General features: G+C 25.8%; 22 protein-coding genes and 1 pseudogene. 18 read left to right on the top strand and 5 right to left on the bottom strand.

The window, feature by feature from the left end:
- Positions 1-183: 183 nt before the first annotated feature.
- The 13 genes from BN7997_RS08775 to BN7997_RS08715 all read left to right on the top strand — a co-directional run bounded on the left by BN7997_RS08775 (position 184) and on the right by BN7997_RS08715 (position 15,720).
- Positions 184-1,071 carry a glycosyltransferase family 2 protein gene (locus BN7997_RS08775; protein ID WP_071120432.1) on the top strand — a complete coding sequence of 296 codons (888 nt, stop codon included), beginning with the start codon at positions 184-186 and terminating at the stop codon, positions 1,069-1,071.
- Positions 1,010-2,311, top strand: a complete 1,302-nt coding sequence (locus tag BN7997_RS08770; protein WP_071120431.1) for a UDP-glucose dehydrogenase family protein — start codon at positions 1,010-1,012, stop codon at positions 2,309-2,311. Before BN7997_RS08775 ends, BN7997_RS08770 begins: the two co-directional genes overlap by 62 nt.
- A 40-nt stretch (positions 2,312-2,351) precedes the next feature.
- On the top strand, positions 2,352-3,098 hold the full coding sequence (gene rfbA / locus BN7997_RS08765; RefSeq protein WP_071120430.1) for a glucose-1-phosphate thymidylyltransferase RfbA: 747 nt from the start codon (positions 2,352-2,354) through the stop codon (positions 3,096-3,098).
- 65 nt (positions 3,099-3,163) lie between these two features.
- Entirely contained in the window at positions 3,164-4,150 is a 987-nt protein-coding gene (locus BN7997_RS08760) for an NAD-dependent epimerase/dehydratase family protein (RefSeq protein ID WP_071120429.1), read from the top strand.
- 136 nt (positions 4,151-4,286) lie between these two features.
- The gene (locus BN7997_RS08755; RefSeq protein WP_071120428.1) at positions 4,287-7,439 is read left to right on the top strand and encodes a glycoside hydrolase family 99-like domain-containing protein; all 3,153 of its coding nucleotides are present in this window, start codon (positions 4,287-4,289) and stop codon (positions 7,437-7,439) included.
- A 13-nt stretch (positions 7,440-7,452) separates the two neighbouring features.
- A complete protein-coding gene (locus BN7997_RS08750) occupies positions 7,453-8,166 on the top strand; it encodes a class I SAM-dependent methyltransferase (RefSeq protein WP_071120427.1) in 714 nt (237 codons plus the stop codon).
- A 63-nt stretch (positions 8,167-8,229) separates the two neighbouring features.
- Complete coding sequence (locus BN7997_RS08745) at positions 8,230-9,381, top strand: glycosyltransferase family 92 protein (protein WP_071120426.1); 1,152 nt, start codon at positions 8,230-8,232, stop codon at positions 9,379-9,381.
- Between the two features lie 62 nt (positions 9,382-9,443).
- Positions 9,444-10,016: a dTDP-4-dehydrorhamnose 3,5-epimerase gene (rfbC, locus tag BN7997_RS08740; RefSeq protein WP_071120425.1), complete on the top strand. Its 573-nt coding sequence runs from the start codon at positions 9,444-9,446 to the stop codon at positions 10,014-10,016.
- Between the two features lie 5 nt (positions 10,017-10,021).
- A complete protein-coding gene (gene rfbD / locus BN7997_RS08735) occupies positions 10,022-10,879 on the top strand; it encodes a dTDP-4-dehydrorhamnose reductase (RefSeq protein WP_071120424.1) in 858 nt (285 codons plus the stop codon).
- The gene (rfbB, locus tag BN7997_RS08730) at positions 10,876-11,832 is read left to right on the top strand and encodes a dTDP-glucose 4,6-dehydratase (protein ID WP_071120423.1); all 957 of its coding nucleotides are present in this window, start codon (positions 10,876-10,878) and stop codon (positions 11,830-11,832) included. Before rfbD ends, rfbB begins: the two co-directional genes overlap by 4 nt.
- A gap of 201 nt (positions 11,833-12,033) precedes the next feature.
- Entirely contained in the window at positions 12,034-12,825 is a 792-nt protein-coding gene (locus BN7997_RS08725; RefSeq protein ID WP_071120422.1) for a 3D domain-containing protein, read from the top strand.
- Between the two features lie 118 nt (positions 12,826-12,943).
- Positions 12,944-14,680, top strand: coding sequence for a phospho-sugar mutase (locus BN7997_RS08720; protein ID WP_071120421.1), 1,737 nt, complete (start codon positions 12,944-12,946; stop codon positions 14,678-14,680).
- A gap of 197 nt (positions 14,681-14,877) precedes the next feature.
- On the top strand, positions 14,878-15,720 hold the full coding sequence (locus BN7997_RS08715; protein ID WP_071120420.1) for a YihY/virulence factor BrkB family protein: 843 nt from the start codon (positions 14,878-14,880) through the stop codon (positions 15,718-15,720).
- Positions 15,721-15,754: 34 nt separating this feature from the next.
- Here the strand turns inward: BN7997_RS08715 and yaaA are convergent, their stop codons facing one another.
- Positions 15,755-16,534 (bottom strand): peroxide stress protein YaaA, encoded by a 780-nt coding sequence (gene yaaA, locus BN7997_RS08710; RefSeq protein ID WP_071120419.1) that lies wholly within the window; start codon positions 16,532-16,534, stop codon positions 15,755-15,757.
- Positions 16,535-16,658: 124 nt separating this feature from the next.
- On the opposite strand from yaaA, the gene BN7997_RS08705 reads away from it, so the two are divergent.
- The 4 genes and pseudogenes from BN7997_RS08705 (at position 16,659) to BN7997_RS08685 (ending at position 20,868) form a co-directional block, all read left to right on the top strand.
- A complete protein-coding gene (locus BN7997_RS08705) occupies positions 16,659-17,969 on the top strand; it encodes a YopA family protein (RefSeq protein ID WP_071120418.1) in 1,311 nt (436 codons plus the stop codon).
- A 90-nt stretch (positions 17,970-18,059) separates the two neighbouring features.
- Positions 18,060-18,371 (top strand): annotated as a pseudogene (locus tag BN7997_RS08700) (Spx/MgsR family RNA polymerase-binding regulatory protein); the annotation flags it as partial.
- Between the two features lie 139 nt (positions 18,372-18,510).
- Positions 18,511-19,841, top strand: a protein-coding gene (locus BN7997_RS15250) for an IS3 family transposase (RefSeq protein WP_408638337.1) whose coding sequence is annotated in 2 segments (ribosomal slippage) — positions 18,511-18,898 and positions 18,898-19,841 — 1,332 coding nt in all. Because the reading frame shifts where the segments join, the coding sequence is not laid out codon by codon here.
- A 157-nt stretch (positions 19,842-19,998) separates the two neighbouring features.
- A complete protein-coding gene (locus tag BN7997_RS08685; protein ID WP_071120417.1) occupies positions 19,999-20,868 on the top strand; it encodes an HD domain-containing protein in 870 nt (289 codons plus the stop codon).
- Positions 20,869-21,070: 202 nt separating this feature from the next.
- Here the strand turns inward: BN7997_RS08685 and nhaA are convergent, their stop codons facing one another.
- Together nhaA and BN7997_RS08675 are read right to left on the bottom strand one after the other, a co-directional pair.
- A complete protein-coding gene (nhaA, locus tag BN7997_RS08680) occupies positions 21,071-22,261 on the bottom strand; it encodes a Na+/H+ antiporter NhaA (protein WP_242873441.1) in 1,191 nt (396 codons plus the stop codon).
- 141 nt (positions 22,262-22,402) lie between these two features.
- Positions 22,403-22,864 (bottom strand): DUF4829 domain-containing protein, encoded by a 462-nt coding sequence (locus tag BN7997_RS08675; protein WP_071120415.1) that lies wholly within the window; start codon positions 22,862-22,864, stop codon positions 22,403-22,405.
- A gap of 145 nt (positions 22,865-23,009) precedes the next feature.
- On the opposite strand from BN7997_RS08675, the gene deoD reads away from it, so the two are divergent.
- Positions 23,010-23,720 carry a purine-nucleoside phosphorylase gene (gene deoD, locus BN7997_RS08670; protein ID WP_071120414.1) on the top strand — a complete coding sequence of 237 codons (711 nt, stop codon included), beginning with the start codon at positions 23,010-23,012 and terminating at the stop codon, positions 23,718-23,720.
- 58 nt (positions 23,721-23,778) lie between these two features.
- Here deoD and lexA read toward each other — a convergent pair whose 3' ends face one another.
- Together lexA and BN7997_RS08660 are read right to left on the bottom strand one after the other, a co-directional pair.
- Complete coding sequence (gene lexA, locus BN7997_RS08665; RefSeq protein ID WP_071120413.1) at positions 23,779-24,405, bottom strand: transcriptional repressor LexA; 627 nt, start codon at positions 24,403-24,405, stop codon at positions 23,779-23,781.
- Between the two features lie 97 nt (positions 24,406-24,502).
- Positions 24,503-25,657 (bottom strand): tyrosine-type recombinase/integrase, encoded by a 1,155-nt coding sequence (locus BN7997_RS08660; RefSeq protein ID WP_071120412.1) that lies wholly within the window; start codon positions 25,655-25,657, stop codon positions 24,503-24,505.
- Between the last annotated feature and the right edge of the window lie 170 nt (positions 25,658-25,827).

Here is a 25,827-nt window from a genome sequence, read left to right as displayed (position 1 = left end):
TAGAATTTTTAAGTAAAATAAATTAACTTTCTGTAGAATTTTACTAAGTAAGTTTATAATATAGTATGCTTAAGTCAGATAAAAAGTGATATATTTTGAAATGTTGTGAAATAGAATAAGTGTCAAATTAAAATTTTATATCATATAATAAAAAGAAAACTATCCAATAGCGAGGTTTTTTGTATGATTGATATTAATAAACTCTTGAACTACCCATATTTAATCGATATAAGCAAAGAAAATAATATACATTTAACTAGTATAATAATACTCACCTATAACCAACTAAAATACACTAAGCTATGTATTGAAAGCATAAGAAAATTCACATACAAAAATAGATATGAATTAATCGTAGTTGACAATAATTCGACAGATGGTACTGTAGCATGGTTAAAAGAACAAGATGATATTAAGTTAATATTAAATAATGAAAACTATGGAGTAGCAAAAGGGTGGAATCAAGGTATAGAGATATCTAAAGGAGAAAATATATTACTTCTTAATAATGATGTGATAGCTACTCCGAACTGGTTGTATAACTTAGATAGCTGTTTATGGTCAAATTCTGAAATTGGTGCTGTTAGTTGCTTATCAAATCATGTTTCGAATAAACAAAGAATAGAAGTTGGTTATAGTGATATAACATCTATGTTAGATTTTGCAAGTGAGTTTAATATACAAGACTCAAGAAAATATGAATCAAGAGATAAACTTATTGGTTTTTGCTTATTAATAAAAAGAGAAGTTATAAATAAAGTTGGATTATTAGATGAGCAATTTTTTCCAGGAAATTTTGAAGATGATGATTATTGTATGAGAATATTAGAAGCTAAGTATAAACTTGTACTTAGTAAGGATACTTTTATACATCATTTTGGGAATATTTCTTTTAAGAATAACGACTTAGATTATAAGAAAATACTTAGGAAAAATAAAGAAAAATTTAAGAAAAAATGGGTTAAAATCTCATTAACAGACAATTTTATACTTACATGGAGGGATTTTAATGAAAATTGCTATAGTTGGTACTGGATATGTAGGATTAGTAACAGGTACATGTTTGGCTGAAATAGATGCAGGAAATATTATTTGCGTTGATATAGATGATATTAAAATTAATAATTTAAAAAAAGGAATATCACCAATATATGAAAATAGATTAGAAGAGTTAATAAACAAAAATTATAAAAAAGGAAATTTAGATTTTACTACAGACTATAAATATGCATATAAAGATGCAGATGTAATAATATTAGCAGTAGGAACTCCAGAAAGGGATGATGGTTCTGCAAACTTAGAATATTTATTTGATGCATGTGATAAAATTGCTAGTACTATAAATAAAGATACATTAGTAGTAGTAAAATCTACTGTTCCTATAGGTACATGTAATAGTATAGAAAAATATATCAATGAAAAATTAAACAATAATATATCTGTAGAGGTAGCATCAAATCCAGAATTTTTATCACAAGGAACAGCAGTAGAAGATACTTTAAATGCTTCAAGGATAATTATTGGAGTAAAAAGTAAATATGCAGAAGAAATATTAAGAAAAATATACAAACCGTTTAATATTCCTATAGTATGCGTAAATCGAGAAAGTAGTGAAATGATAAAGTATGCATCTAATAACTTTTTAGCATTAAAAATATCATATATAAATGATATAGCAAATTTATGTGAAAAAGTTGGAGCTAATATAGATGATGTAGTAAAAGGTATGAAATTTGATATTAGAATAGGAGATAAATTTTTTAATGCAGGTATAGGATATGGTGGTTCTTGTTTCCCAAAGGATACAAAAGCTCTTTATAACATAGCAAATAATTGTGATTATGAATTAAGAACTATAAAAGCAGCTATAGATGTAAATGAATCCCAAAAACTTAAACTTATAGAGAAGGCTAATAAGATTGTAAAAAGCTTCGATGGTTTAAATGTTGCCATCTTAGGAGTTACATTTAAACCTGGAACAGATGATATGAGAGAGGCACCATCTATATCAAATATTAAATACTTAATTGATAATGGAGCAAATGTTAGAGTATATGATCCTATAGGAACCGATAATTGTAAAAAAATATTTAAAAACGAACCGAAAATAATTTATACAAATACCATTGATGATGCTATAAAAGATTCTCAGTTATGTTTAATAATGACTGAGTGGGATGAAATTGTTAATTACGATTTAAATAAATATAAAAATTTAATGAAAAATCCTATAGTACTAGATGGTAGAAATTGCTATAACTTAAATGAAGTAGCAAAATTAGATATTAAATACTACTCAATAGGAAGATAGATGTAAGCATAAAAATATAATTTAATGAAGGTGACAATTTATGAAAGGCATAATATTAGCGGGTGGATCTGGAACAAGACTTTATCCTTTAACTAAAGTGATATCAAAGCAACTATTACCTGTATATGATAAACCCATGATATATTATCCATTATCTACTTTAATATTAGCTGGGATAAAAGATATTCTTATAATATCTACACCAAGAGATATATTGATGTTTCAAGATTTGTTAGGAGATGGAAATGACTTTGGTGTTAATCTTAAATATGAAATCCAACAAGAACCTAATGGTTTAGCAGAGGCATTTATAATTGGTGAAACATTTATAGGCGGTGATAGTGTATGTTTGATATTAGGTGATAATATATTTAATGGCGGAAACTTACTTTCAATATTAGAAAAATGTTCTAAGCTTACAGAAGGAGCTACTATATTTGGCTACTTAGTAGATGATCCTAAATCTTTTGGTGTAGTTGAATTTGATGATAAATTCAATGTTTTATCAATAGAAGAAAAACCAGAAAAACCAAAATCTAATTATATAGTTCCAGGACTATACTTTTATGATAATGATGTTATAAAGATAGCTAAAAGTATTAAACCATCTGATAGAGGAGAATTAGAAATAACTTCAATAAATAATGAGTATTTAATAGCTAATAAGTTAAAGGTTGAAATTTTAGATAAAGATGTAGCTTGGTTTGATGCTGGGACTTTTGAAAATTTAAAGAAAGCTTCGGACTATATGTATAAAATTAAAAAGCTTAAAAGTATTAATATTTAATTTTCATAAAATACATTAAATATAATTAAGAAAAATTACTATAAATTTTTTAGTGAGGTTATTAGATGGGAAAATATATTTTGTTAGGTGGAGCAGGTTTTATAGGTCAAAACTTGGCTAGATTACTGCTAACTACAAATAATCAAATTATAATTTATGATAGAAATATATCTGAAAAAATTTTAGATACTAATATTCTAGAAAAGTGTCAAATCGTAGAAGGAAATTTTTTTGAGGATAATAATTTAGGAAAATACGTAAACAATGTAGATTGTGTAGTACATTTAATAAGCAGTGTATCACCTCAAACATCTATGTGTGATATATATAGTGGATATGAAAAAGATATAAAAAAGGCAATTGAATTATGTGAGTTATGCAAAAATAATAGTATAAAAAGGATAGTATTTATATCATCTGGTGGAACTATTTATGGAAATGGAAATATAAATATAAAAAAGTACTCTGAGGATATGCAGACTAATCCTATAAATAATTATGGGATAATTAAATTAACTATTGAAAAAATATTATTAATGTACAATGAAATATATAATATGGAAAATATTATATTAAGAGTATCTAATCCATATGGAGTATGGCAAAATCCACAAAAAAATATAGGTATAATTTCAGTTTTCTTAGATAGAATTATGAAGGATAAAGAAGTAATTATATATGGAGATGGAAATACAGTAAGAGACTATGTTGAAATTGATGATGTTTGTAAAGCAATAGAATCTGTTATTTCATATAAATTTAAACAAGATGTATGTCCTATATTTAATATAGGGAGTGGAGTCGGACACTCTATTAATGATATATTAAAAACAATAGAAAAAATTACTGAAAAACACGCAAATGTAGAATATTTACCCTCTAGAGCTATAGATGTTAAATCTAATGTATTAGATATAAACAAAGCTAAAAAAATATTAAATTATACATGTAATACGGATATAGAATCTGGAATAAGGAAATTTATAGAGCAAAAAGAAAGTTTACTTTTATTAAGAAGTAATAATGAAAATAATCCTATTAAAAATAAATAAACTTATATTTTCTTATAGATTTGTTTTTATTTAATAAAATATAGTATGTATTGAGTTATAAAATATATAAAAAAGTTAATATATTGTTTATTCTATATCTTTACAAAAATGAATAATAAAAGGTGAGGATTGAGTTATGAAAATATTAAACAGAGGAAAGGATTCAAAAGATACAGAAAGCTTTAATAAAATTAAAGTAAATGATGAACCAAGTTTAAAATTATTAAATTCCATTCTAAATGAAGAAAGTAACCTTGGAAATAGATCTATTAGTGAAAATAGTACTATATTTAGATTAAAATCAGATGATGTCAAGTTAATTGCATTTTATCTACCTCAATTTCATCAAATACCAGAAAATGATAAGTGGTGGGGAGAAGGATTTACAGAATGGACAAATGTAAAAAAAGCCATCCCACAATTTAAAGGTCACTATCAGCCTCATATCCCAGGAGAACTTGGATATTATAACTTAACAAATAAAGAAGTAATGAAAAGACAAATAGAATTGGCAAAACAATACGGAGTATATGGTTTTTGTTTTCATCACTATTGGTTTGCAGGGAAGAGATTATTAGAAAAGCCTGTAAATATGCTTATAGAAAATAAAGATTTAGATATTCCATTTTGCTTATGTTGGGCAAATGAGAATTGGACTAGAAGATGGGATGGTTTAGATAATGAAGTATTAATAGCACAAAAGCACTCACCAGAAGATGATATTAATTTTATAGAAGATATAAGTAAATATTTTAACGATACTAGATATATAAAAATAGATGAAAAACCAGTATTAATAGTATATCGAATAGAACTATTTCCAAATCCAGAAGATACTATAGTTAGATGGAGAAAATGGATGGAAGATCATGGCTATAAGGGAATTTATTTAATAGGAGCACAAGGATTTGCTTGTAAAAATCCAACAAAGTATGGACTAGATGCTGCTGTTGAATTTCCGCCAAATGGAATGTATAAATACAATTATATCTCTAGCCAAGTTTCATTTAAAAATCCAAATTTTAAAGGTAATATAGTAGACTATAGTTACTATGTAAATAATAAATTATACTTAAAAGAGGATAAAGAAAAATATAATTTATTTAAAACAATAATACCATCATGGGATAACACACCTAGAAGAGGTAATAAATCAACAATATTTTATAATTCCTCTCCTGAATTATATAAACAGTGGCTTAAAGATATTATTATCTACACTAAAACTAAAAAAAATAAAGATGAGCAATTTGTATTTATAAATGCATGGAATGAATGGGGCGAAGGAGCATATCTTGAACCAGATGTAAAGTATGGATACTCTTATTTAAATTCAACGAAAGAAGCTATTTTAGAAACTAGAAAATTAAATAAAAAAATACTTTATGTATCTCATGACACTAAATATGGTGGAGCTCAATTATTATCATTAAATATCATTAAGTATTTAAAAGAAAAATTCAAGTATGATATTAGTATAATAGCTATAAATGGCGGTTGGTTTGAAGATGAGTTTAAAAAATACGGTGATTTTTATAATGTAGATAATAATTTAGAAAAGGCTCACAGTATAATTAAAAAATTAAGAAACTCAGGAGTTGATATAGCAATATGCAACACTGTTATTTCTGGTGATCTAGTTAAACTACTAAAAAATGAAAATTATAAAGTTATAACTTTGATACATGAATTGAGTGGAACAATAAAAGCATATAATGCTGAAGAAAAAGCACGTAATATATCAATTTACTCAGATACAATAATATTTCCTTCTAAATATGTTAAAGATGAATTTAAAGATATAGTAGATAAAAATATTGAAAATAAGTCTAAAATTATACCTCAAGGTGTATTCAATAATAAAAGAGAATATAAAGATAAAAAAATATGTACAAAAGATTTAAAAGAAAAGTTAAATATAAGTCAAAATTCAAAGATTGTATTAGGTGTTGGGTATGGAGATAAAAGAAAAGGAATAGATTTATTCATAGATATAGCTAATGAAATTAGCAAAAAAAATAAAAATATATATTTTATTTGGATAGGTCCTATAGATACTAATTATGTATCTAAAGTTTGTAGCAGTGAAAGTCTTAGAAATAAAAATTTAATATTTGAAAATTTTACTAATGATCTAGAAAAATATTATTTAAGTTCTGATTTATATCTTTTAACTTCAAGAGAAGATCCATTCCCTTCTGTAGTATTAGAAAGTATGTATTATGGATTACCTTTAGTTGGATTTAATAATGCAGGTGGATTTGTAGATATAGTAAAGCATAATGACACTGGATTTATTGTTGATTTTGAAGATTTAATTATGACTGAGAAAATAATAATGGAAAATATATTTGATAAAACTAAATTAAATCTTATGGGACAAAAATGTATGGGTATAGTAGAAGAAAAATTTAATTTTTATGACTATATTTATAAATTACTAGAATTACTTGAACATAAATATGAGAAGGTATCAGTTATAGTTCCTAACTATAACTATGAACATTATATAATAGAAAGGCTTAAGAGTATAGATAATCAAACTTATCCTATATATGAAATTATTTATCTAGATGATGCGTCCACAGATAATAGTAATGAAAAGGTAATTAACTATATAGATAAAAGCTATAATAATATAATTATAGATTTGAACTTAGAAAACTCAGGCAATGTATTTAGTCAGTGGAAAAAAGGCATTTCAAAAGCAAAGGGTGATTATATTTGGATAGCTGAAGCAGACGACTTAAGTGATAGATATTTCTTAGAAAATATAATGAAAGGATTTGAGTATGATAATGTTGTTATTTCATATTCTCAATCTAAGCAAATCAATGAAGCTGGAAGTATAATTGCAAATGAGTACTTGTATTATACTAATGATGTAGATATTCATAAATGGTCTACAGACTATGTTAATAATGGAGTAGATGAAATAAAACAATGTATGTCTATAAAAAATACAATTCCTAATATCTCTGCTGTGGTATTTAAAAAAGTTAATAATATAAATGTAATATGCTCAGAAATAGACAACTATAAAGTAGCAGGAGATTGGCTATTTTATATAAACTTATTAGAAATAGGAAATATTTATTTCTGTAGTAAATCTCTAAATTATCATCGTAGACATGAAGATAGTATTGTTAAAACAGTAAATAATAAAATTCACTTTAATGAAATAGTAGCTATTCAAAATTATATTTCAAATAAATATGATTTATCTAAAGAGATCTCCAATAAAGTACAATTATACAGAACTATAGTAAAAAAATATCTAAAGGTTTAGGAGTGCTAGTGATATGAAATATTATTTTGAGAATGATGGATACTGTGTATGTTGCGATAAAAATGTAAAATTTATAGCTACAAATAGTTGGTATAGAGATAATTATATATGCTCAAATTGCAAATCTATACCTAGAGAACGAGCGTTAATGTATTTAATTGAAAAATTTTATCCGAATTATAATTTATTAGACATACATGAATCATCACCATGCAAAAGAGGTGCTAGTTTAAAGTTACAAAATAAATGTCCTAATTATATAGCTTCTCAATATTATGGTGAAAGTGATAAAGGTAAAATAATTAATGGATATAGGAATGAAAATTTAGAATCACAGACATTTAAAGATGAAAGCTTTGATTTGGTTATAACTCAAGATGTTATGGAACATATATTTAATCCACAAAGTGCTTTTAGGGAAATAGCACGAACTTTAAAACCAGGAGGAGCACATATATTTACGGTTCCATTGATTAATAAGGAAAGAACTACTGAATGTTGGGCTAAATTAGATGATAATAATAATATTATATTTTTAAAAGAAGAAGAATATCATGGAAATCCTATAAATCCAAAAGGTAGTCCAGTAACATTTCATTATGGATATGATATAGTAGATTTAATATATAAATCAAGTGGTATGGTTACTCAAATATTTACTATAGACAACATAGACTTAGGAATAAGAGCAGAGTATATAGACGTACTAATTAGTAGAAAAATATGATATTAATTTAATGTAAGTATTTATAAAACATATTTAAAATTTATTTGAAAGGAGTTTTACTATTTGATTAAAGAAGTATATGATGATATCATTAATCTAACATTAAGCATAAAATCATCCATTAAGAAAGAACGAAATTTATTAATCAACAATAATCTATCAATTAATATAGCTGTTGATAATATACAAAAGATTATTACTAAATTTAAACAATATTTAGAAGAATATTCTTGCTTGAAGAATAATACAATTATAGATATCTTAAATAAATATAATGACGATTTGCTTCATATAATTAATGAAGATAATAAAGATAATGTTTTAATAGTATTAGACAATATAACGGGTAGTTTATTAGATAAAGTACAAGAAAATATAATTGTTAATAATGATATTTTATCACTTACTTTAATAGTAAAAAATGAAGCTTTTTATATTAAAGAATGGATTGAATTTCACAGAATGATAGGAGTAACTCATTTTTATATTTATGACAATGAAAGTAGTGACGATTTATATAAAAAATTATCTAGTTATATAAGTCAAGGAATTGTAACTTACACTTATTGGCCTACGAAAGGAGTTTACTCTACTCGGCTAGAAGCTCAATTGGCAGCGTATAATGATTCTTTATATAAATACAAATATGATACTAAATATATGGGTTTTATTGACGTAGATGAGTTTATTGTACCTGTAAATAGAAAGAATATAATAGAAGTTATTGATGACATATTTTATAGGTATGAAAATTGTGGGGGTATAGGAATTAATTGGAGAGTGTACGGATCTTCATATAATGAAAAAAAAATAGATGGGCTAGTAGTTGAAAATTATAAGTACAGAGCATATGATAATTATGATTTAAATAAGCATATAAAAACAATATGTAATCCAAGAGTTACTATTGCATTTAATATAGAGCCACACTCAGCTATATATAGAGAACCTTTTTATTGTGTAAGTGAAAATGGAAAACGCATTGAAAGTTGCTTTTTCAAGAATTCAACTTGTAATAAAATTCGTATAAATCATTATTACATTAAATCAAGGGAAGACTGTATTGAGAAGTGTAGAAGAAAAAATGGGAAACATATTAATGAGGAGTATATTCAAGAATTTTTTACAAGAATAGATAAAGATTGTAATAAAGTTTATGATCCGATTATGGAAAAATATATTGATGAGTTAAAAAAAAGATGTGATTTAATATAAAAATAATAAAGATTGAAATATATTATATTAAAAAACAATAAAATCCATATAGGAGTATTAATATGAATAAGTTTAATTTTATACAGACTAAAATAAAACATCTATATATAATAGAGACAAATATATATGGAGACAATAGAGGATACTTTTTTGAATCATACAACAAAAAAGATTTTTTTGAAGCAGGTCTAAAAATGAATTTTGTCCAAGATAATGAATCTAAATCTAAAAAATGGGTCCTAAGAGGACTACACTTTCAAACACAAAATACTCAAGGAAAACTAGTAAGAGTAACACAAGGAGAGGTATATGACGTAGCAGTAGACCTAAGAAAAGGATCACCCACATATGGTCAATATGAGGGTGTAATACTCTCAGAAGAAAATAAAAGACAGCTTTATATACCAGAAGGGTTTGCTCATGGATTTTTAGTATTATCTGATACGGCAACCTTTGTATATAAATGCACTGATTTCTATAATCATAATGCTGAATCTGGAATACTTTGGAATGACCCTACATTAAATATAAATTGGCCAATAAAGGATATAAATGAAATAATACTATCAGATAAAGATAAACTCCATTCTACTTTTAAAGAATTCAATAGTCCATTTAAATACAACGGAGATTGATTACAATGAATAATATATTAGTTACAGGATCTACTGGTCAATTAGGAAGCGATGTTGTAAAAGAATTATTAAAAAGAGGTTATTCTACACTATCACCAAATCGCTCTGAATTTAATTTATGTAGTGAAGATAGTATTAGAAATTATATATTAAATAGTAACTGTGAAGCTATAGTACATTGTGCTGCATACACACAAGTAGACAAAGCTGAAGATGAAAAAGACTTATGTATAAAAATAAATGCAACTGCAACGAAACATATAGTTAAATGCGCTAAAATATTAGATATCCCAATGATTTATATAAGTACAGATTATGTATTTGATGGAACAAAGGATGGTGAATATACAGAAAATGATGAAACAAACCCTATCAATATATATGGAGAAAGTAAGCTAGCTGGTGAGAAATATGTGCAGGAGATACTAGATAAATACTATATAGTTAGAACATCTTGGGTATTTAATATTAATGGAAAGAACTTTATAGAAACTATGTTACGCCTTTCTAAAGCCAATAATCAATTGAGTATAGTAAATGATCAAATAGGATCTCCAACATATACAAAAGATTTATCAAGGCTTCTAGTAGATATGCTTGAAACTAGTAAATATGGATTATATCATGCGACTAATGAAGGATATTGTAGTTGGTATGAGTTTGCAGATACTATATTTAAATTAGCTAATATAAATATTGATATAAAGGCAATAAACAGTAATGAATATGCATCTAGAGCTAAAAGACCACTGAATAGTAAATTAAGTAAAGATAAATTAATTGAGTATGGATTTAAACCTTTGCCTCATTGGGAAGATGCATTAAAAGACTATTTAATACGAAGAAGGGATTTATTAATATGAAAAAGGTATTGATAACTGGTGGAGCTGGTTTTATAGGGTCTAACTTCATACATTATATATTATCAAAGTACAATGATTATCAAGTTATCAATTTAGATAAGCTAACATATGCTGCTAATTTAGATAACTTAAAAGATATTGAAGATAATAAAAACTACAGATTCATACATGGAGATATAGTAGACCAAGAATTTATATTTAAATTATTTGAAAACGAAAAATTTGATATAGTAATAAATTTTGCAGCTGAATCTCATGTAGATAATTCAATATTAAACCCACAAATTTTTACTATAACCAATATATTGGGTACTCAAGTATTATTAGATGCTTGTAGAAAATACAATATAAAAAGATTTCATCAAATATCTACAGATGAAGTTTATGGAGAATTACCACTAGATGATAAAAGTATCCTATTTACTGAGAAGACTCCATTAAATCCAAGTTCACCATATTCGGCTTCAAAAGCATCAGCTGATATGCTAGTAAAATCTTACTATAGAACATATAGCTTACCTATAACCATATCCAGATGCTCTAATAACTATGGACCTTACCAACACTTAGAAAAGTTAATTCCATTAATGATATCTAAAGCTATAAATAATGATAATCTTCCTGTATATGGTAATGGACTCAATGTAAGGGATTGGTTACATGTATATGATCATTGTACGGCTATTGATTTAATAATACACGAAGGGAAAATTGGAGAAATATATAATATAGGTGGAAATAATGAAAAATCAAATATAGATGTTGTAAAAATAATTTTAAAGGAACTTGGAAAATCAGAAAAACTTATAAAATATGTGAATGATAGACCAGGTCATGATTTAAGATATGCTATAGATTCAACAAAAATAAAAACAGCTCTTAATTGGAAGCCTGTATATAGTTTTGAAAAAGGGATACTAGATACTATAAAGTGGTATACTAAAATGTTATAAACTTAAATACATTCTTAGAAATGTAGTTATGACGAATATATTTTAAAAATAGTTTTAAAGAGAATAGGTAATTCTATTCTCTTTATTTTTTTATATGCGTTACAAATTTGTTACATATTTTTTTAATTTATTAATATATATTTAAAAACAAGCTATAGCACGGATAAATTTGAAAATAATATGAATTTTAAGGAGGAGAATATGAGGATTAAGGAGAAACATAAAATAGTTGTATTTTTATTTTCTGTTTTAATACTGATAATATCATTGTTTTCATATTGGACACTAAAAAAAGAACAAATCAAAATAATTGTAAATGATAAAGTTATAATCACATCATCATTTAAAAAAAATATAAAGGACTTATTAGATGAAAAAGGTATAAAATACGATAATAATGACAAGATAACACCTAATTTAAATGATGAGCTAAAAGACTATATGGAAATAAATATAGTAAATGTTGATATAAAAGAGAAAAAAGAGTATGAAAAAATACCGTTTGAAATAACTATAAATGAAGATGATAATTTATCAAAAGGAGAAACTAAAATAGATCAGGAAGGAAAAGATGGAGAAAAAGAAATGATATATGAACTAATTTATGAAGATGGTAAATTAGTTGATAAAAATCTAGTATCAGAAAAAGTAGTAAAGAGTCCAACTAATAAAGTTATAAAAAAGGGAATAAAAGAAGAGATTATGGTAGCTTCAAGGGGAAGTAACTCGAGGCAAATGAGTGTTGTTTCAACAGCTTATGCAACAGGCACAATAACTGCAACAGGTACAAAACCTAAATGGGGAACAATAGCTGTTGATCCAAAAGTAATTCCTTATGGAACTAAGGTATATATTCCAAAATTTAATATGACATTTACTGCAGAAGATTGTGGTGGAGCTATAAAAGGAAATAAAATAGATATCTTTATGGGAAGTGAAACAGATGCATATAGCTGGGGAAGACGAACAATTGACATATACATATTAAATTAAAAGTAAGTACCAGTTATTGACTATATAAGTAAATCTTTACTAAAATATTAAAACAGTATAAAATATACATAAATAGATAACATCAAAATATAAGTAATTTAAGGGGGGCATTTTTATAATGAACTATATGGATAAGTATAATGAATGGAGAAATAATCCATACTTTGACAAAGAAACTAAGGAAGAACTATTAAATTTAGAAGGTAATGAAAAAGAAATTGAAGATAGATTTTACAAGGATTTAGAATTTGGTACAGCAGGATTAAGAGGTGTTATAGCTGCTGGAACTAATAGAATTAATATATATACAGTAAGAAGAGCTACTTTTGGTCTTGCTAATTACATAATAAAGAACACTACTGAAGAAGAAAAAAATAGAGGTGTTGTAATAGCTCACGATAATAGACATATGTCTAGAGAGTTTTGTATAGAAGCAGCAAATACATTAGCGGCTTGTGGTATAAAAGCATATATATTTGACTCTTTAAGAACTACTCCTGAGTTATCTTTTGCAGTTAGAAACTTAAATACTATAGCTGGTATAGTTATAACTGCTAGTCACAATCCACCAGAATATAATGGATACAAAGTATACTGGGAAGATGGAGCTCAAGTTATGCCACATATTGCAAATGCTATAACAGAAGAAATAAACAGCATACATGATTATAGTACAATACCTACTATAACAGAAGAAAATAAAAATTTAGTTGTGACATTAGATGAAAAAGCAGATACTGAATTTATTGAAGCTGTTAAAAAACAAGTTATAAGAAAAGAGTTAATAGAAAAAGTAGGAAAAGAATTTAAAATAGTGTTTACTCCACTTTGCGGTACTGGTAATAAACCAATAAGACGTGCTTTATCAGAGGTTGGATTTGAAAATATATTAGTTGTTAAAGAAGAGGAAAATCCAGACCCTAACTTTGCTGGTATAGAATATCCTAACCCAGAAGAGCAAAAAGCTTTAACTAGAGGTATAGAATTAGCTAAAGAAAATGGTGCTGATTTAGTTATAGCAACTGATCCTGATTGTGATAGAGTTGGTGTAGCTGTTAAGACTACTACTGGAGATTATGCACTTTTAACTGGAAACCAAATAGGAGGACTTTTAACTGACTACATAATAGAAGGATTAAAAGAAAAAGGTGAGTTAAAAGAAAACTCTACACTTATAAAAACTATAGTTACATCTGAGTTTGGTGCTGATATTGCTAAAGCTAATAATGTAGAAGTATTAAATGTTTTAACTGGATTTAAATTTATAGGTGAAAAGATTAAGTCATTTGAAGAAAATAATAATGAAAAAACTTACTTATTCGGATATGAAGAAAGTTATGGATACTTAGTTGGAACTCATGCTAGAGATAAAGATGGTGTAGTTGCTTCAGTTTTAATATCTGAAATGGCTGCTTATTACTACTCAAAAGGTATGAGCTTATATGAAGGTTTAATGTCTTTATATGAAAAATATGGATTCTTTAAAGAAAAAACTATATCAATAACATTAAAAGGTATAGAAGGTTTAGCTAAAATAAAAGATATTATAAGCTACTTTAGAGAAAATGAAGTAAGTTCTATGGGAGACTTTAAAGTGATTGATATGAAAGATTACTCAAAGGGTGTAGATGGTCTTCCTAAAGCTGATGTGTTAAAGTTCTTCTTAGAAGATGGATCTTGGGTTGCTATAAGACCTTCTGGAACTGAACCGAAGCTTAAATTCTATATAGCCGTAAAAGGTATAGATGAAAATGAAGCTACTAATAAGCTTAATAATATAAATAAATACATAGATTCTACTGTTAATAGTCTAGTTATAGAAAACAAAGAAGCTGCTAGTAAGCTTTTCTGTTAATAGTTTAATATAATAATATGTAGTAAGAGTTCTATATAGTGTTGCTTTTCACTAAATAGAACTCTTTTATTTTAAATGATATATAAGTAAATAGAGAGTCTAATTTATAATATAAATTAATTTAAAATATAAGTAATTAATATATACAATCTAAAATACTATGTATAATATAGATACAAATTTTATAGGGGTAATATATGAAGAAATTAAATGCAGAATATATTAGGAGTGTTTCTAGAAAATTTAATTATAGTGAAATAAATTCCAAAGCTGCTGAACTGTCTTTTTATTTATTATTATCTATGTTTCCATTTTTAATATTTACTATAAGTATTATAGTTTATATACCAACGTTTCATTTAAATAAGTCTATTTTAATAATAAAAAATGTTATTCCAGAAAGTGCATTTTATATAATATTGTCTATAATAAATTCAGCAATTGAGAATAAAAGTTTAGGATTTTTAATATTAAGTTTTATTTTTACCTTATGGACATCGTCAAGGGGTATTAGATCATTAATTCGATGGATGAATAAATCTTATAATGTTAAAGAAACAAGATCATTTATAAAAGTATTTATAATTAGTTTTATTTTTACTATAAGTATTTTTGTTCTTATTTTTTCATCTATAATACTATTGGTTTTTGGAGAATCCATAGGATACTTTATATTTAATCTTATAGGATTAGATAAGATATTTATATATCTTTGGAATATTCTTAGATATGTAGTAGGTGTATCTACACTTGTAATTATAATGATTAATTTATATAAGTACACACCAAATAAGAATATAAAAACAAAAGATGTAATACCTGGGTCTATAATAGCTACATTAGCATGGTTTTTAATATCTTTTTTCTATTCTTACTATACTAACAATTATTCAAATTATGAAGTTATCTATGGCAGTATTGGTGGAATTATAGTTTTAATAACATGGCTTTATTTAAGTAGTTGGTCTATATTAATAGGATTAGAAGTAAACGTACGATTATACTTTAGAAAACTAAAAAGACAAAAAGGGAGTGTCTAAATATGGTTAATATAATAATAGACACTCTTTCTATTTATATATTTTTTCTTGTAAATGTTATTACTTCCCCGTTCGATAGTTCATCATTATAAGTGTAACCTTCAATATTAAACTTTAATAAATCATCAACAGAATCTATTTTATTTTTTATTATGAATCTACACATATATCCACGAGCTTTTTTAGCATAAAGTCCTTTTACTTTATATGTATTTGTTTTTAAATCATAATCTTTAAATACTACATCTATAAACTTAAAATCTTTTTTTATAGGTTTTAAGTCTATACATTTTAGATATTCTGATGAGGCTAAATTTATTAGTACTTTATTTTCATGAGTTTCTAATTCTTTAATGATGTAATCTGTTATTTTACTTTTCCAGAACTTATATAGATCTTTTCCATTTTTATTTTCAAGTTTAGCTTTCATTTCAAGTCTATAAGGCTCTATTAAATCTAAAGGGGATAATATTCCATATAAACCAGATAAAATCCTTAGATGGTCATTTGCAAAGTTAAAATCATATTCATTAAAATCTGAAGTATTCATAGAATTAAATACTTCTCCGTCAAAAGCAAGTATACTTTGAAGCTTTTTATTATTAGAATCTAATAAGTTTTGATATCTATCATAATTTAATTTAGATAAATCTTCACTTAAATTCATTAAATCGCTTATTTCTTTTATATTTAGTTCTTTTAGTATACTTATAAGATAATTTACGTCTTCTTTAAATACTGGATTAGAAGAGTTTTCTAAATTACTATCTTTATCAAAATTCATAGTAGTTGCAGGAGATATTATAGTTATCAAGTCATTCACCTCTTATTTTCATATTTTATTAATTATATACCATAATATTAAAAATTTAAATCTATATATTAAACTACTTATTATGATATAATAATATATACTATAATATTACAGGGGTGGGTAAATGGCTAAAGTAATTAAAAATGCAATATCTTCTGAATATTTAAGGTACAAAATAGATGAAGATATAAGCATTTATGAAGGACGTTTCTGTATTTACTTAGACAGAAAATATAGATGTAGTGGTATAATCTATTACAAAATGACTCCTCCCATATCTATAAATTTTAAAGCACAAATACTATTCGTTGAAGACGAGGATGTTGATTTAGAATTAGATTATGACAATGCAATACTTGAGATGTATGGATATAAACCAATCTCAATAACTATAAATTCTAGAAATGATTTTAATATGGAGGGTTATATAAATGACAATCATATAAAATCGAAAAATTCTTTTGTAGATTATGTTGATTTTAATATAGTTAATTTAGATAAGTTTCCAGGTGATTTGATAAAGCATGTTGATAAATTATTTGCAGGCAGAATAAAGTTTGATATAGGTGATTTTCATATTACTATAGATAAAAGATATGATTATAGAAGAGAGCTTAATGATGAACTAAAATCTAAATCAGGTTTCCTAATAACTCATATAGGTCGCATTAGGCGAAAAGATAATAGACCTTTTAAAACTAATAGTATTATAAATTGCTTAGATAGAATATCTACAGCACTTAGTTTTATGTGTGGTAGGTATATAGGCATATGTCTTGCTAAGGGATATAAAAATAATAATAATACATATAGACTATGGATAGAAAATATAGTTACACCTTTTAGATTTGTTCCAACTTGGACAGACACTATTTCAAATCATCATAACATAGAAAAGTATTTGTCACTTATGTGTAATAAATTAGAGGATGGTTATTATGGACCAGCTATAAAACATGTTATAGATTGGTATATAGAATCACTTGGAGATATAACCTTAGAAAATAATATAATATCGATTCAAATTGCCTTAGAAGCTCTTTCATATATAATTCTTGTAGAAAAAGAAGGTTTATTAGACGATGAGCAATTTGATCAAAATAATGCTTCTAAAAATATTAAATTGGTTTTAAATGCTTGTAATATACCTCATGGAAGTGATGAGCTTGAATTATTTGATGATTGGATAAGAGGTAAGTTTGATGATGGAGTAGATCTTGTAATATATTTTAGAAACAAGATAGTTCATCCGGTTAGAAAAGATAATAGAGCTAATTTAACAGTAGAAGATATGTGGAATATAATCCAAATAGGGACAAAGTATATTGAGCTTATAGTTCTTTCTTTTATAGGCTATAAAGGTGAGTACTCGAATAGACTTAAAGAAAGATGGTTTGGAGAAGTCGAAGTTGTACCTTGGAATAAATTAGATTAGATTATTTATTTGAGGGTATATAGATATATAATAGAAAGGATGATAAAGATGATAAAATTTTATGGATATTCAAAATGATCTAGCGTAAGAAAGGCCAAGGCTTGGCTTGAGGAAAATAATTTAGAATTTGAAAATATAGAAATAGTTAAAAATCCACCAAGTAAAGAAGAACTAAAAGAAATGTATGAAGTAAGTGGATATGAGCTTAAAAAGTTTTTTAACACTAGTGGAGTAAAATATAGAGAACTTGGTTTAAAAGATATCGTTAAAACCGAATCAGATGAAAAGCTTTTAGATATATTATCAAGTGACGGAATGCTTATAAAAAGACCTATAGCTTATGATGGTAAAAATGTAGTTATAGGATTTAAAGTAGATGAATGGAAAGAAAAGCTATTATAATTTAATTAACATTAAAAATAAAGAAGTTATCTCTTTATAAAATGTACCCTATAGAGTAGACAACTAATAAAAAGGTCTACTCTATAGGGTATTTTTGTATATAATTAAATAAATAATAATTAGATCGGAGAAAATTTTAATGAGTAAAAAATTATTTACAGAACAGGAAATAATAATATTAAAACAAAACAAATACATTAAGAAAGTAAGTTCGAAAGGTATTACCTATACCGATGAATTTAAAAAAATATTTATAAATGAAAGTATCAATGGTAAACTTCCTAGAATAATATTTGAAGAGTGTGGCTTCAATATCGATATTATAGGCATGCAAAGGATTAAATCTTCTGCTAGCAGATGGCGTACGGCCTTTAAAAATGGCGGAGCTATAAAACTTACAGATACTCGCAAATACAATACTGGAAGACCTATTGAGAAAGATCTTTCAATAGAAGAAAAATACAAAAAACTAGAAGCTAAAATGAAGTTACTTCAAGCTGAAAATGAATTACTAAAAAAGTTAGATATGATAGAAAGGAGAGTGTTAAAGAAGAAGTAAGTTTATTTTCTTGTGAAAAATATGAGATTATTAAGTCTACAATAAAAAAATATAAACTTAAAAATATGATAAGTTATTTATGTAAAGTTGCAGGTGTATCACGTTCTGGGTATTATAAATACTTCTCATCAGAAAGCAAGGATTTAAGAAAATCAAGAGAAGATAAAGATATTTTATCAAAAGAAAATGTATTAAAAGCTTTTAACTTTAAAGGACGTAAAAAAGGTGCAAGACAAATAAAAATGGTTTTAAAAGATAGATTTAATATAATATATAATTTAAAGCGTATTAGGAGAATAATGAAAAAATATGGAATAGTTTGCCCGTATAGAAAAGCGAATCCTTACAGACGTATGATGAAAGCAAGTAAAGAGCATACTATTGTTTCTAATTTCATAAACAGAGAATTTAAGCAAGATATACCATATAAAGTGCTATTAACAGATATTACATATTTAAGTTATAAAAATGGAAAAAAAGCATACTTGTCTACAATAAAAGACTCCTCTACAAATGAAATATTAGCTCATTATGTCTCAGATAACCTACGGTTAGATATTGTTTTAAATACACTAGAAAAACTTAAGTCAAATGTGAATTTAAAACTCCATAGCGAAGCTATTTTACACTCAGATCAAGGTGTTCATTACACGAGTCCTAAATTTCAAAAGCAAGTACAGCAATTAGGTTTAAAACAATCTATGTCAAGGAGAGGCAATTGCTGGGACAATGCTCCACAAGAATCATTCTTTGGGCATTTTAAAGATGAAGTTATTCTTAGCAAATGTAGTACATTAGAAGAAGTGATAAAAGAAATAGATGATTATATGGATTACTATAATAATTATAGATATCAATGGAATTTAAGCAAGATGACTCCTGTTCAGTACAGAAATCATCTTGTTTCTTAGAAATACCTTTTTTTAAATTGTCCTTGACAAAGGGTACACTTTATTAAGGGATAGCTTCTTTATTTTTAATATTAATATTAACTTATGATAAGTACAAATTCAGCATATAATAAATTCAATACATTAGCTAAATAAAAAAGAAACGGAGTGCAGCACTATGTCTGAAAATAAAAATTCATATACAAAGTTTATGATTATGAAAAAGCTATATAAAGACGGAAATAAACAAGTATATTTATTAAGCAATAAAAATGGATATAAAAAAGGTAAGTTGTCAGTTAAACAAAATCTTAATATGGGAGAAGTTATAGAAGTAGAGGATAGTACAGAAGGTACTATTGATATTTCAGATTTTGAATATATAAAAGATTTTAACTTAGAGGATTATTTACCATCTGTAAAAAGACCTATAAATGATATTATGGCAGATATCGAAGAAATAACAAAGGAGTGCATAATTTCTGAAGAAGGAAAGATTCTAAATGATTACTTTTTTAATGATGAAAAATTCTTAGAGGAATTTAAACATGGTATCGGTGGAGTTTCAATGCATCATAATTATATAGGAGGACTTGCTGAACATACTTTAAATGTAATGTATTTAACAAAAGTACTTTGTGATAGATATAACTGTAAAAGAAGAGAAGTGGCTGTTTTAAGTGCAAAACTTCATGATATTGGAAAGCTTTATGAATTAGATTATAAAGGACCATTTAAGTATACACTTCAAGGTGAGTTAGAAGGTCATATTGTAATTGGAGTTCAGATGATCGATAAAGCTTTAAATGAAATAGATTATCCATTTAGTGAGGACTTTATAAGACGTATTAAAGGGTGTATAACTCAACATCATGGTAAATTAGAGTATGGATCTCCTAGAGCTTGTAATATGGAAGAATCATTTATATTAAATTATGCAGACACTGTAGATGCTACAATGAATAAAATAGAACAAATTAAAGAAAATACTAAAGAAGATACTTGGTCAGATTATGATAGAAGAATAGAGACTAAATTATATTTATAGTAAATAAGTAGCCAAGGTAATAATATGTAAAACTTGGTTACTTATTTTAGTACTAGCAACTTTATTTTTTTAACTCAGCCCATATGGAGAAATGGCATTTTACTTTATAAAATAAAATCAAAATAATAAAAACTTTATTTTATAAAGTAAAATACTTAATTACATGGAATTATAAATTAGAATTATTTATAAAGAATACTTTTTAAGATATTAAATATTTATTAGTTAATCTTGTAGTTTTATTTTTTAACTTACACACATATATGTAAATACTTATTGTTAAGAAGCTTGCTACTATAGATATAGATGCAGAAATAAGTATTGCCATTTTAGCTATATTTACAAGTGTTAGGTTATGAATAAATGCTAGTTCTGATATGAATATAGACATGGTAAATCCAATTCCAGCAATAAGTGATACAAAAAATATAGCTAACCAACTTATGTTTTTAGGTTTTTCTGTAAACTTAAATAAATCTCCTAAATAACAAAATAGCATAATACCTAGAGGTTTACCTACACTAAGTCCTAATATTATTCCCATATAAAGTGGTTTAGCACTACTTAAATCAATATTATATGTAAGTGATATTCCAGTGTTTACAAAAGCAAATAACGGTATAATAAATAGACTATTTATAGGTACTAATATACATTGTAATCTATCTAATGTACTTTTTCTACACGTATAAGATTTTGATGGGATAGTAATAGCTAATATGATTCCACTTATTGTAGAATGTAATCCACTTAAATGTACAAAATACCATAAACAAAGTCCACATATAAGATAATAGATAATACTTTCTATTTTAAATAATTTATTAGCTATAATTAAAGTTATAAAAATCGCAAAGGAAATTATCAAATATGTAAAATTTATATCTAAAGAATAGACAATGGCTATAAAAGCTATAGATATTAAGTCATCAACAACAGCTAAAGATAATAAAAATACTTTAAGAGCAGGATTGAACTTATTAGAAAATAAAATAAATATACCTACTGCAAATGCAATATCTGTAGATATAGGAATGCAAAATCCGCTTAAAAATTGACTATTTTTATTTATTAATATAAATATTAATGCAGGAACAATTACACCTCCTATAGATGCAAAGACTGGAAAAGAAGCTTTTTTTAATGATGATAGATTACCATATAATATTTCAGACTTTATTTCTAAACCTGCAACTAAAAAGAATATAGACATTAAAAATTCATTTATAAACATATGTATTGAAAATTCATTTACTATGTATATGTCATTTAATATATAGTCGTACATATTTTTTAGAGGAGTGTTATAAATAAATAAAGCAAATATAGTTGCAATCAGTAAAAAGATACTAGTAAGAGCTTCAATCTTTATACTTTTTTTATAAGTACGCAATAATCTCAATTAAATTCACCAACCAATTGTAAAATTTTTTATTCATTATAAATTAACTATAAATAAATGTATGAGATTAGTATTATAAATATGATAAGTACAACGTATATATAAATTTAAAAGCAGCTTAAACTAATTAAGCTACTTTTTAGATAATTCTATATTAAAATCATTAATTAACCACTCACCGGATTGGTCAGTAATTAATGAACATAAACTTTCATAAGTTTTGCTATCTGTTTCATTTTCATAATTAACACTATAGTTTATTTTAAAGATTTTTAAGTTTTTATCATGTAGAGGGTTATCTTTTAGGTAATCACTTACTAAATTCATATCTGTTTCTTCTTCAATTTTTATTAAATGTATACTTTTTATATTATCAATTTGTAATTTTAAATCTGAAATTTTATCTTTTGTAACTAATTTTGAAATTGAAGCTAGATCTTTTTTATTAATGCATTCTATATAATTATAAATAGTAGATTTTGCATTGTTATCAATAGGTTTAGACTTGAAAGTGAGTATAAATGATAGGATTAACATGGGTATTAGTATTAATATAGAAAGCTTCTGATTATTTTTAATAAAATATCCCTCCATATAAAAAATTTCCATTTATAGTATAGAAAATATAATCTTACTTATAGTATACTACTATAGGTGCCAAAAAATGAATTAATAATCATTTATTTGGGAATACATTAATTATATGTACATACAATAACAAAATTAGGAGGCAGAATAAATGAGTACACCAACACCACACAACAATGCAAAATTAGGTGATATAGCAGAAACGGTTTTATTACCAGGAGACCCATTAAGAGCTAAATTTATAGCGGAAACTTTTTTAGAAGATGTAGTGCAATATAACACTGTAAGAGGGATGTTTGGATATACAGGATACTATAAAGGAAAAAGAATATCTGTTCAAGGATCAGGTATGGGTATACCATCTATAGGAATATACTCTTATGAGCTTATACATTTTTATAATGTTAAGAACTTAATAAGAGTAGGTTCAGCTGGAGCTATAAACAAAGATTTAAAACTACACGATGTAGTTATAGGTATGGGAGCATGTACAGATTCAAACTATGCTTCACAATATAATTTACCTGGAACTTTTGCTCCAATAGCTAGTTATGAATTAATGCAAAAAGCTGTTGAAGTTGCAAAAGAACAAGGAACAAAGGTAGCAGTTGGGAATATTCTTTCAAGTGATGTATTCTATAGTGATGCAGGATTAGATAATTTAGCTAAATGGCAAAAGATGGGTGTTCTTTGTGTTGAAATGGAAGCAGCAGCTCTGTATATGAATGCAGCTAGAGCTGGGGTTAATGCTTTAACGATACTTACTATTTCAGATTGTCCTCTAACTGGAGAAGAAACAACATCGCATGAAAGACAAGTAGCATTTACTAAAATGATGGAGATAGCTTTAGAATTAGCTTAATTAAATCACTTTATAAAATAGAAATAAAAAAAGATAAGGAAATGAAACCTTATCTTTTTTATTTTATAACTCTAAATACCCCAGTAACTATTCCTATAACCTCAACATCTTTGCAATTTAACATTATGGGATCCATAAAATCATTTTCTGGTTGAAGTCGTATCATATTATTATCTTCACTAAAAAATCTTTTTACAGTAGCATATTCTTTATGGATAAGGGCAACAACTATTTCTCCATTAGATGAAGTATTTTTTCTATCTACTATTACGTAATCTCCGTTTAAAATACCTGCATTCATCATACTGTCGCCTTTAATTTTTAATACAAAGTTATCATTACCCTTTATAAAATTAGCAGGGAATGGGATATATTCTTCAACATTTTCTTCAGCTAATATTGGTTGTCCAGCAGTTACTTGACCAACTAATGGTAGATTAAGTACTTCATGATTAAATGTTGTTTTATTTCCATCTAAGACTTCAATAGCTCTAGGTTTTGTTGCATCTCTTCTTATATATCCATATTTTTCAAGTTTATTTAAATGTGAGTGTACGGTAGATGTAGACTTTAAACCAACAGCTTCACATGTTTCTCTAACTGAAGGTGGATATCCTTTAAGTGCAATTTGTTCCTTGATAAACTCTAGTATCAATATTTGCTTTGGGCTTAAATCTAAATACATAAAAGCTATCCTTTCTAATTTTAATTTATAATTATATTGTAACACAATGAATATATTTATACAAACATTTGTTCTTGAATGTATAAAATAACATTTTTTAAATATTTAACTCTTTATTTTCATTCTCTTTATCTTCATCAATCCATTCAAAATTATTAACAATATCTCTTTTAACATGCTTTTTATGTGCTGCATAAAGCTGTGTTGTTGTTACATTATCATGATCTAGTAAATTTTGAACATCATATATAGAAAATCCACTTTGAATTAGAGAAGTTGCTGCAGTAGCTCTTAATTTATGAGGGCTATAACCGCTTTCTCTTGATGTTTCCATGGAAATAGATGTATATTTCTTTACAAGTTGTCTGATAGCCTTAGGATCCATTCTCTTACGTTGAAGAGATAAAAATAGGGTATCCTTATATTCTTCTTCTAAAAGTTCACTTTGAGGCCTTTCGTTTAATATGTAATCTTTTACAACAGATTCACAGGTATGGTTAATTGGCATTAAAACTTCTTTACCTCTTTTTCTATAAATTTTAAATTCACCTCTAGAAAAATTAAAAGATGAAATATTCAATTCTCGAAGCTCATTTAATCTAAGACCATAGGTAACAAATAATGCTAAGATAGCTTTATCACGAAGCCTAGTTTTTCTCCAATAAACTTTTTCTTTATCTGTTAAACCGTAACCAGTATCAACAGCATCTAACATTTTTGCAACTTCATCAATCTCAAGTCGCTTTATAGCGTCTGGTTGAGGCTTAGGAAGCTTAATAGGGTTAAACCCATCTGTTATGTTGTTATCTAGTTGATCATTCCTATATAAAAATTTAAATAGAGTAGATAGTGATGATTTTTTTCTAGCTAATGCACGACTATTATTCTCAAATATTAAAGTACTTTTCTCAGTATGTTTATAATATCTACTACAATAGTCACCTAAAAATAAATTAACATCCCTAGCCTTTATTTTTTTAAAATCTTCTAATGTAATATTAAAAGGTTTATCTGCACTTGTTATATCTTTTGTTTCTGTTAGATAAACACAAAAGAAGTGAATATCCTCTAAATAAGCAAGTCGAGTAGAGGTTGCTACAGATCCTTTTAGATAGATAAAATAATCTTTCATAAACTTAGGTAGTTTATTTTCTACTTTTATACATCTTTCTATTAAGACATTCTCTTTAAATACGATGTTATCTGGTTTATCTGATTTATTATGTATTTTTATAATTTTTTTATCATCCATATAAATTATCTCCTAAAATTTTTCATATTTATAAAATAACACATATAAACATTCATTTCAACTATCCCTTAAATATTGAAACGTATGATTTATTTAAGGGATAGTTTGATATATTTGTAAAGCTATAAGGCAAAGATTATAGATGAAATAAGAAGCTTAATTTATATAAT

The sequence above is a fragment of the Romboutsia timonensis genome (assembly GCF_900106845.1).
GTDB classification, from domain to species: Bacteria; Bacillota; Clostridia; order Peptostreptococcales; family Peptostreptococcaceae; genus Romboutsia; species Romboutsia timonensis.
The sequence above is the reverse complement of the archived record's forward strand: the minus strand, read 5'-3'. Positions and strand labels throughout refer to the sequence as shown.

What these genes read in the sequence shown, in the direction of transcription:
- BN7997_RS08775 (WP_071120432.1), top strand. Translation starts at nt 184, where the DNA reads ATGATTGATATTAATAAACTCTTGAACTACCCATATTTAATCGATATA.
- BN7997_RS08770 (WP_071120431.1), top strand. Translation starts at nt 1,010, where the DNA reads ATGAAAATTGCTATAGTTGGTACTGGATATGTAGGATTAGTAACAGGT.
- rfbA (WP_071120430.1), top strand. Translation starts at nt 2,352, where the DNA reads ATGAAAGGCATAATATTAGCGGGTGGATCTGGAACAAGACTTTATCCT.
- BN7997_RS08760 (WP_071120429.1), top strand. Translation starts at nt 3,164, where the DNA reads ATGGGAAAATATATTTTGTTAGGTGGAGCAGGTTTTATAGGTCAAAAC.
- BN7997_RS08755 (WP_071120428.1), top strand. Translation starts at nt 4,287, where the DNA reads ATGAAAATATTAAACAGAGGAAAGGATTCAAAAGATACAGAAAGCTTT.
- BN7997_RS08750 (WP_071120427.1), top strand. Translation starts at nt 7,453, where the DNA reads ATGAAATATTATTTTGAGAATGATGGATACTGTGTATGTTGCGATAAA.
- rfbC (WP_071120425.1), top strand. Translation starts at nt 9,444, where the DNA reads ATGAATAAGTTTAATTTTATACAGACTAAAATAAAACATCTATATATA.
- rfbD (WP_071120424.1), top strand. Translation starts at nt 10,022, where the DNA reads ATGAATAATATATTAGTTACAGGATCTACTGGTCAATTAGGAAGCGAT.
- rfbB (WP_071120423.1), top strand. Translation starts at nt 10,876, where the DNA reads ATGAAAAAGGTATTGATAACTGGTGGAGCTGGTTTTATAGGGTCTAAC.
- BN7997_RS08725 (WP_071120422.1), top strand. Translation starts at nt 12,034, where the DNA reads ATGAGGATTAAGGAGAAACATAAAATAGTTGTATTTTTATTTTCTGTT.
- BN7997_RS08720 (WP_071120421.1), top strand. Translation starts at nt 12,944, where the DNA reads ATGAACTATATGGATAAGTATAATGAATGGAGAAATAATCCATACTTT.
- BN7997_RS08715 (WP_071120420.1), top strand. Translation starts at nt 14,878, where the DNA reads ATGAAGAAATTAAATGCAGAATATATTAGGAGTGTTTCTAGAAAATTT.
- BN7997_RS08705 (WP_071120418.1), top strand. Translation starts at nt 16,659, where the DNA reads ATGGCTAAAGTAATTAAAAATGCAATATCTTCTGAATATTTAAGGTAC.
- BN7997_RS08685 (WP_071120417.1), top strand. Translation starts at nt 19,999, where the DNA reads ATGTCTGAAAATAAAAATTCATATACAAAGTTTATGATTATGAAAAAG.
- BN7997_RS08675 (WP_071120415.1), bottom strand. Translation starts at nt 22,864, where the DNA reads ATGGAGGGATATTTTATTAAAAATAATCAGAAGCTTTCTATATTAATA.
- deoD (WP_071120414.1), top strand. Translation starts at nt 23,010, where the DNA reads ATGAGTACACCAACACCACACAACAATGCAAAATTAGGTGATATAGCA.
- lexA (WP_071120413.1), bottom strand. Translation starts at nt 24,405, where the DNA reads ATGTATTTAGATTTAAGCCCAAAGCAAATATTGATACTAGAGTTTATC.
- BN7997_RS08660 (WP_071120412.1), bottom strand. Translation starts at nt 25,657, where the DNA reads ATGGATGATAAAAAAATTATAAAAATACATAATAAATCAGATAAACCA.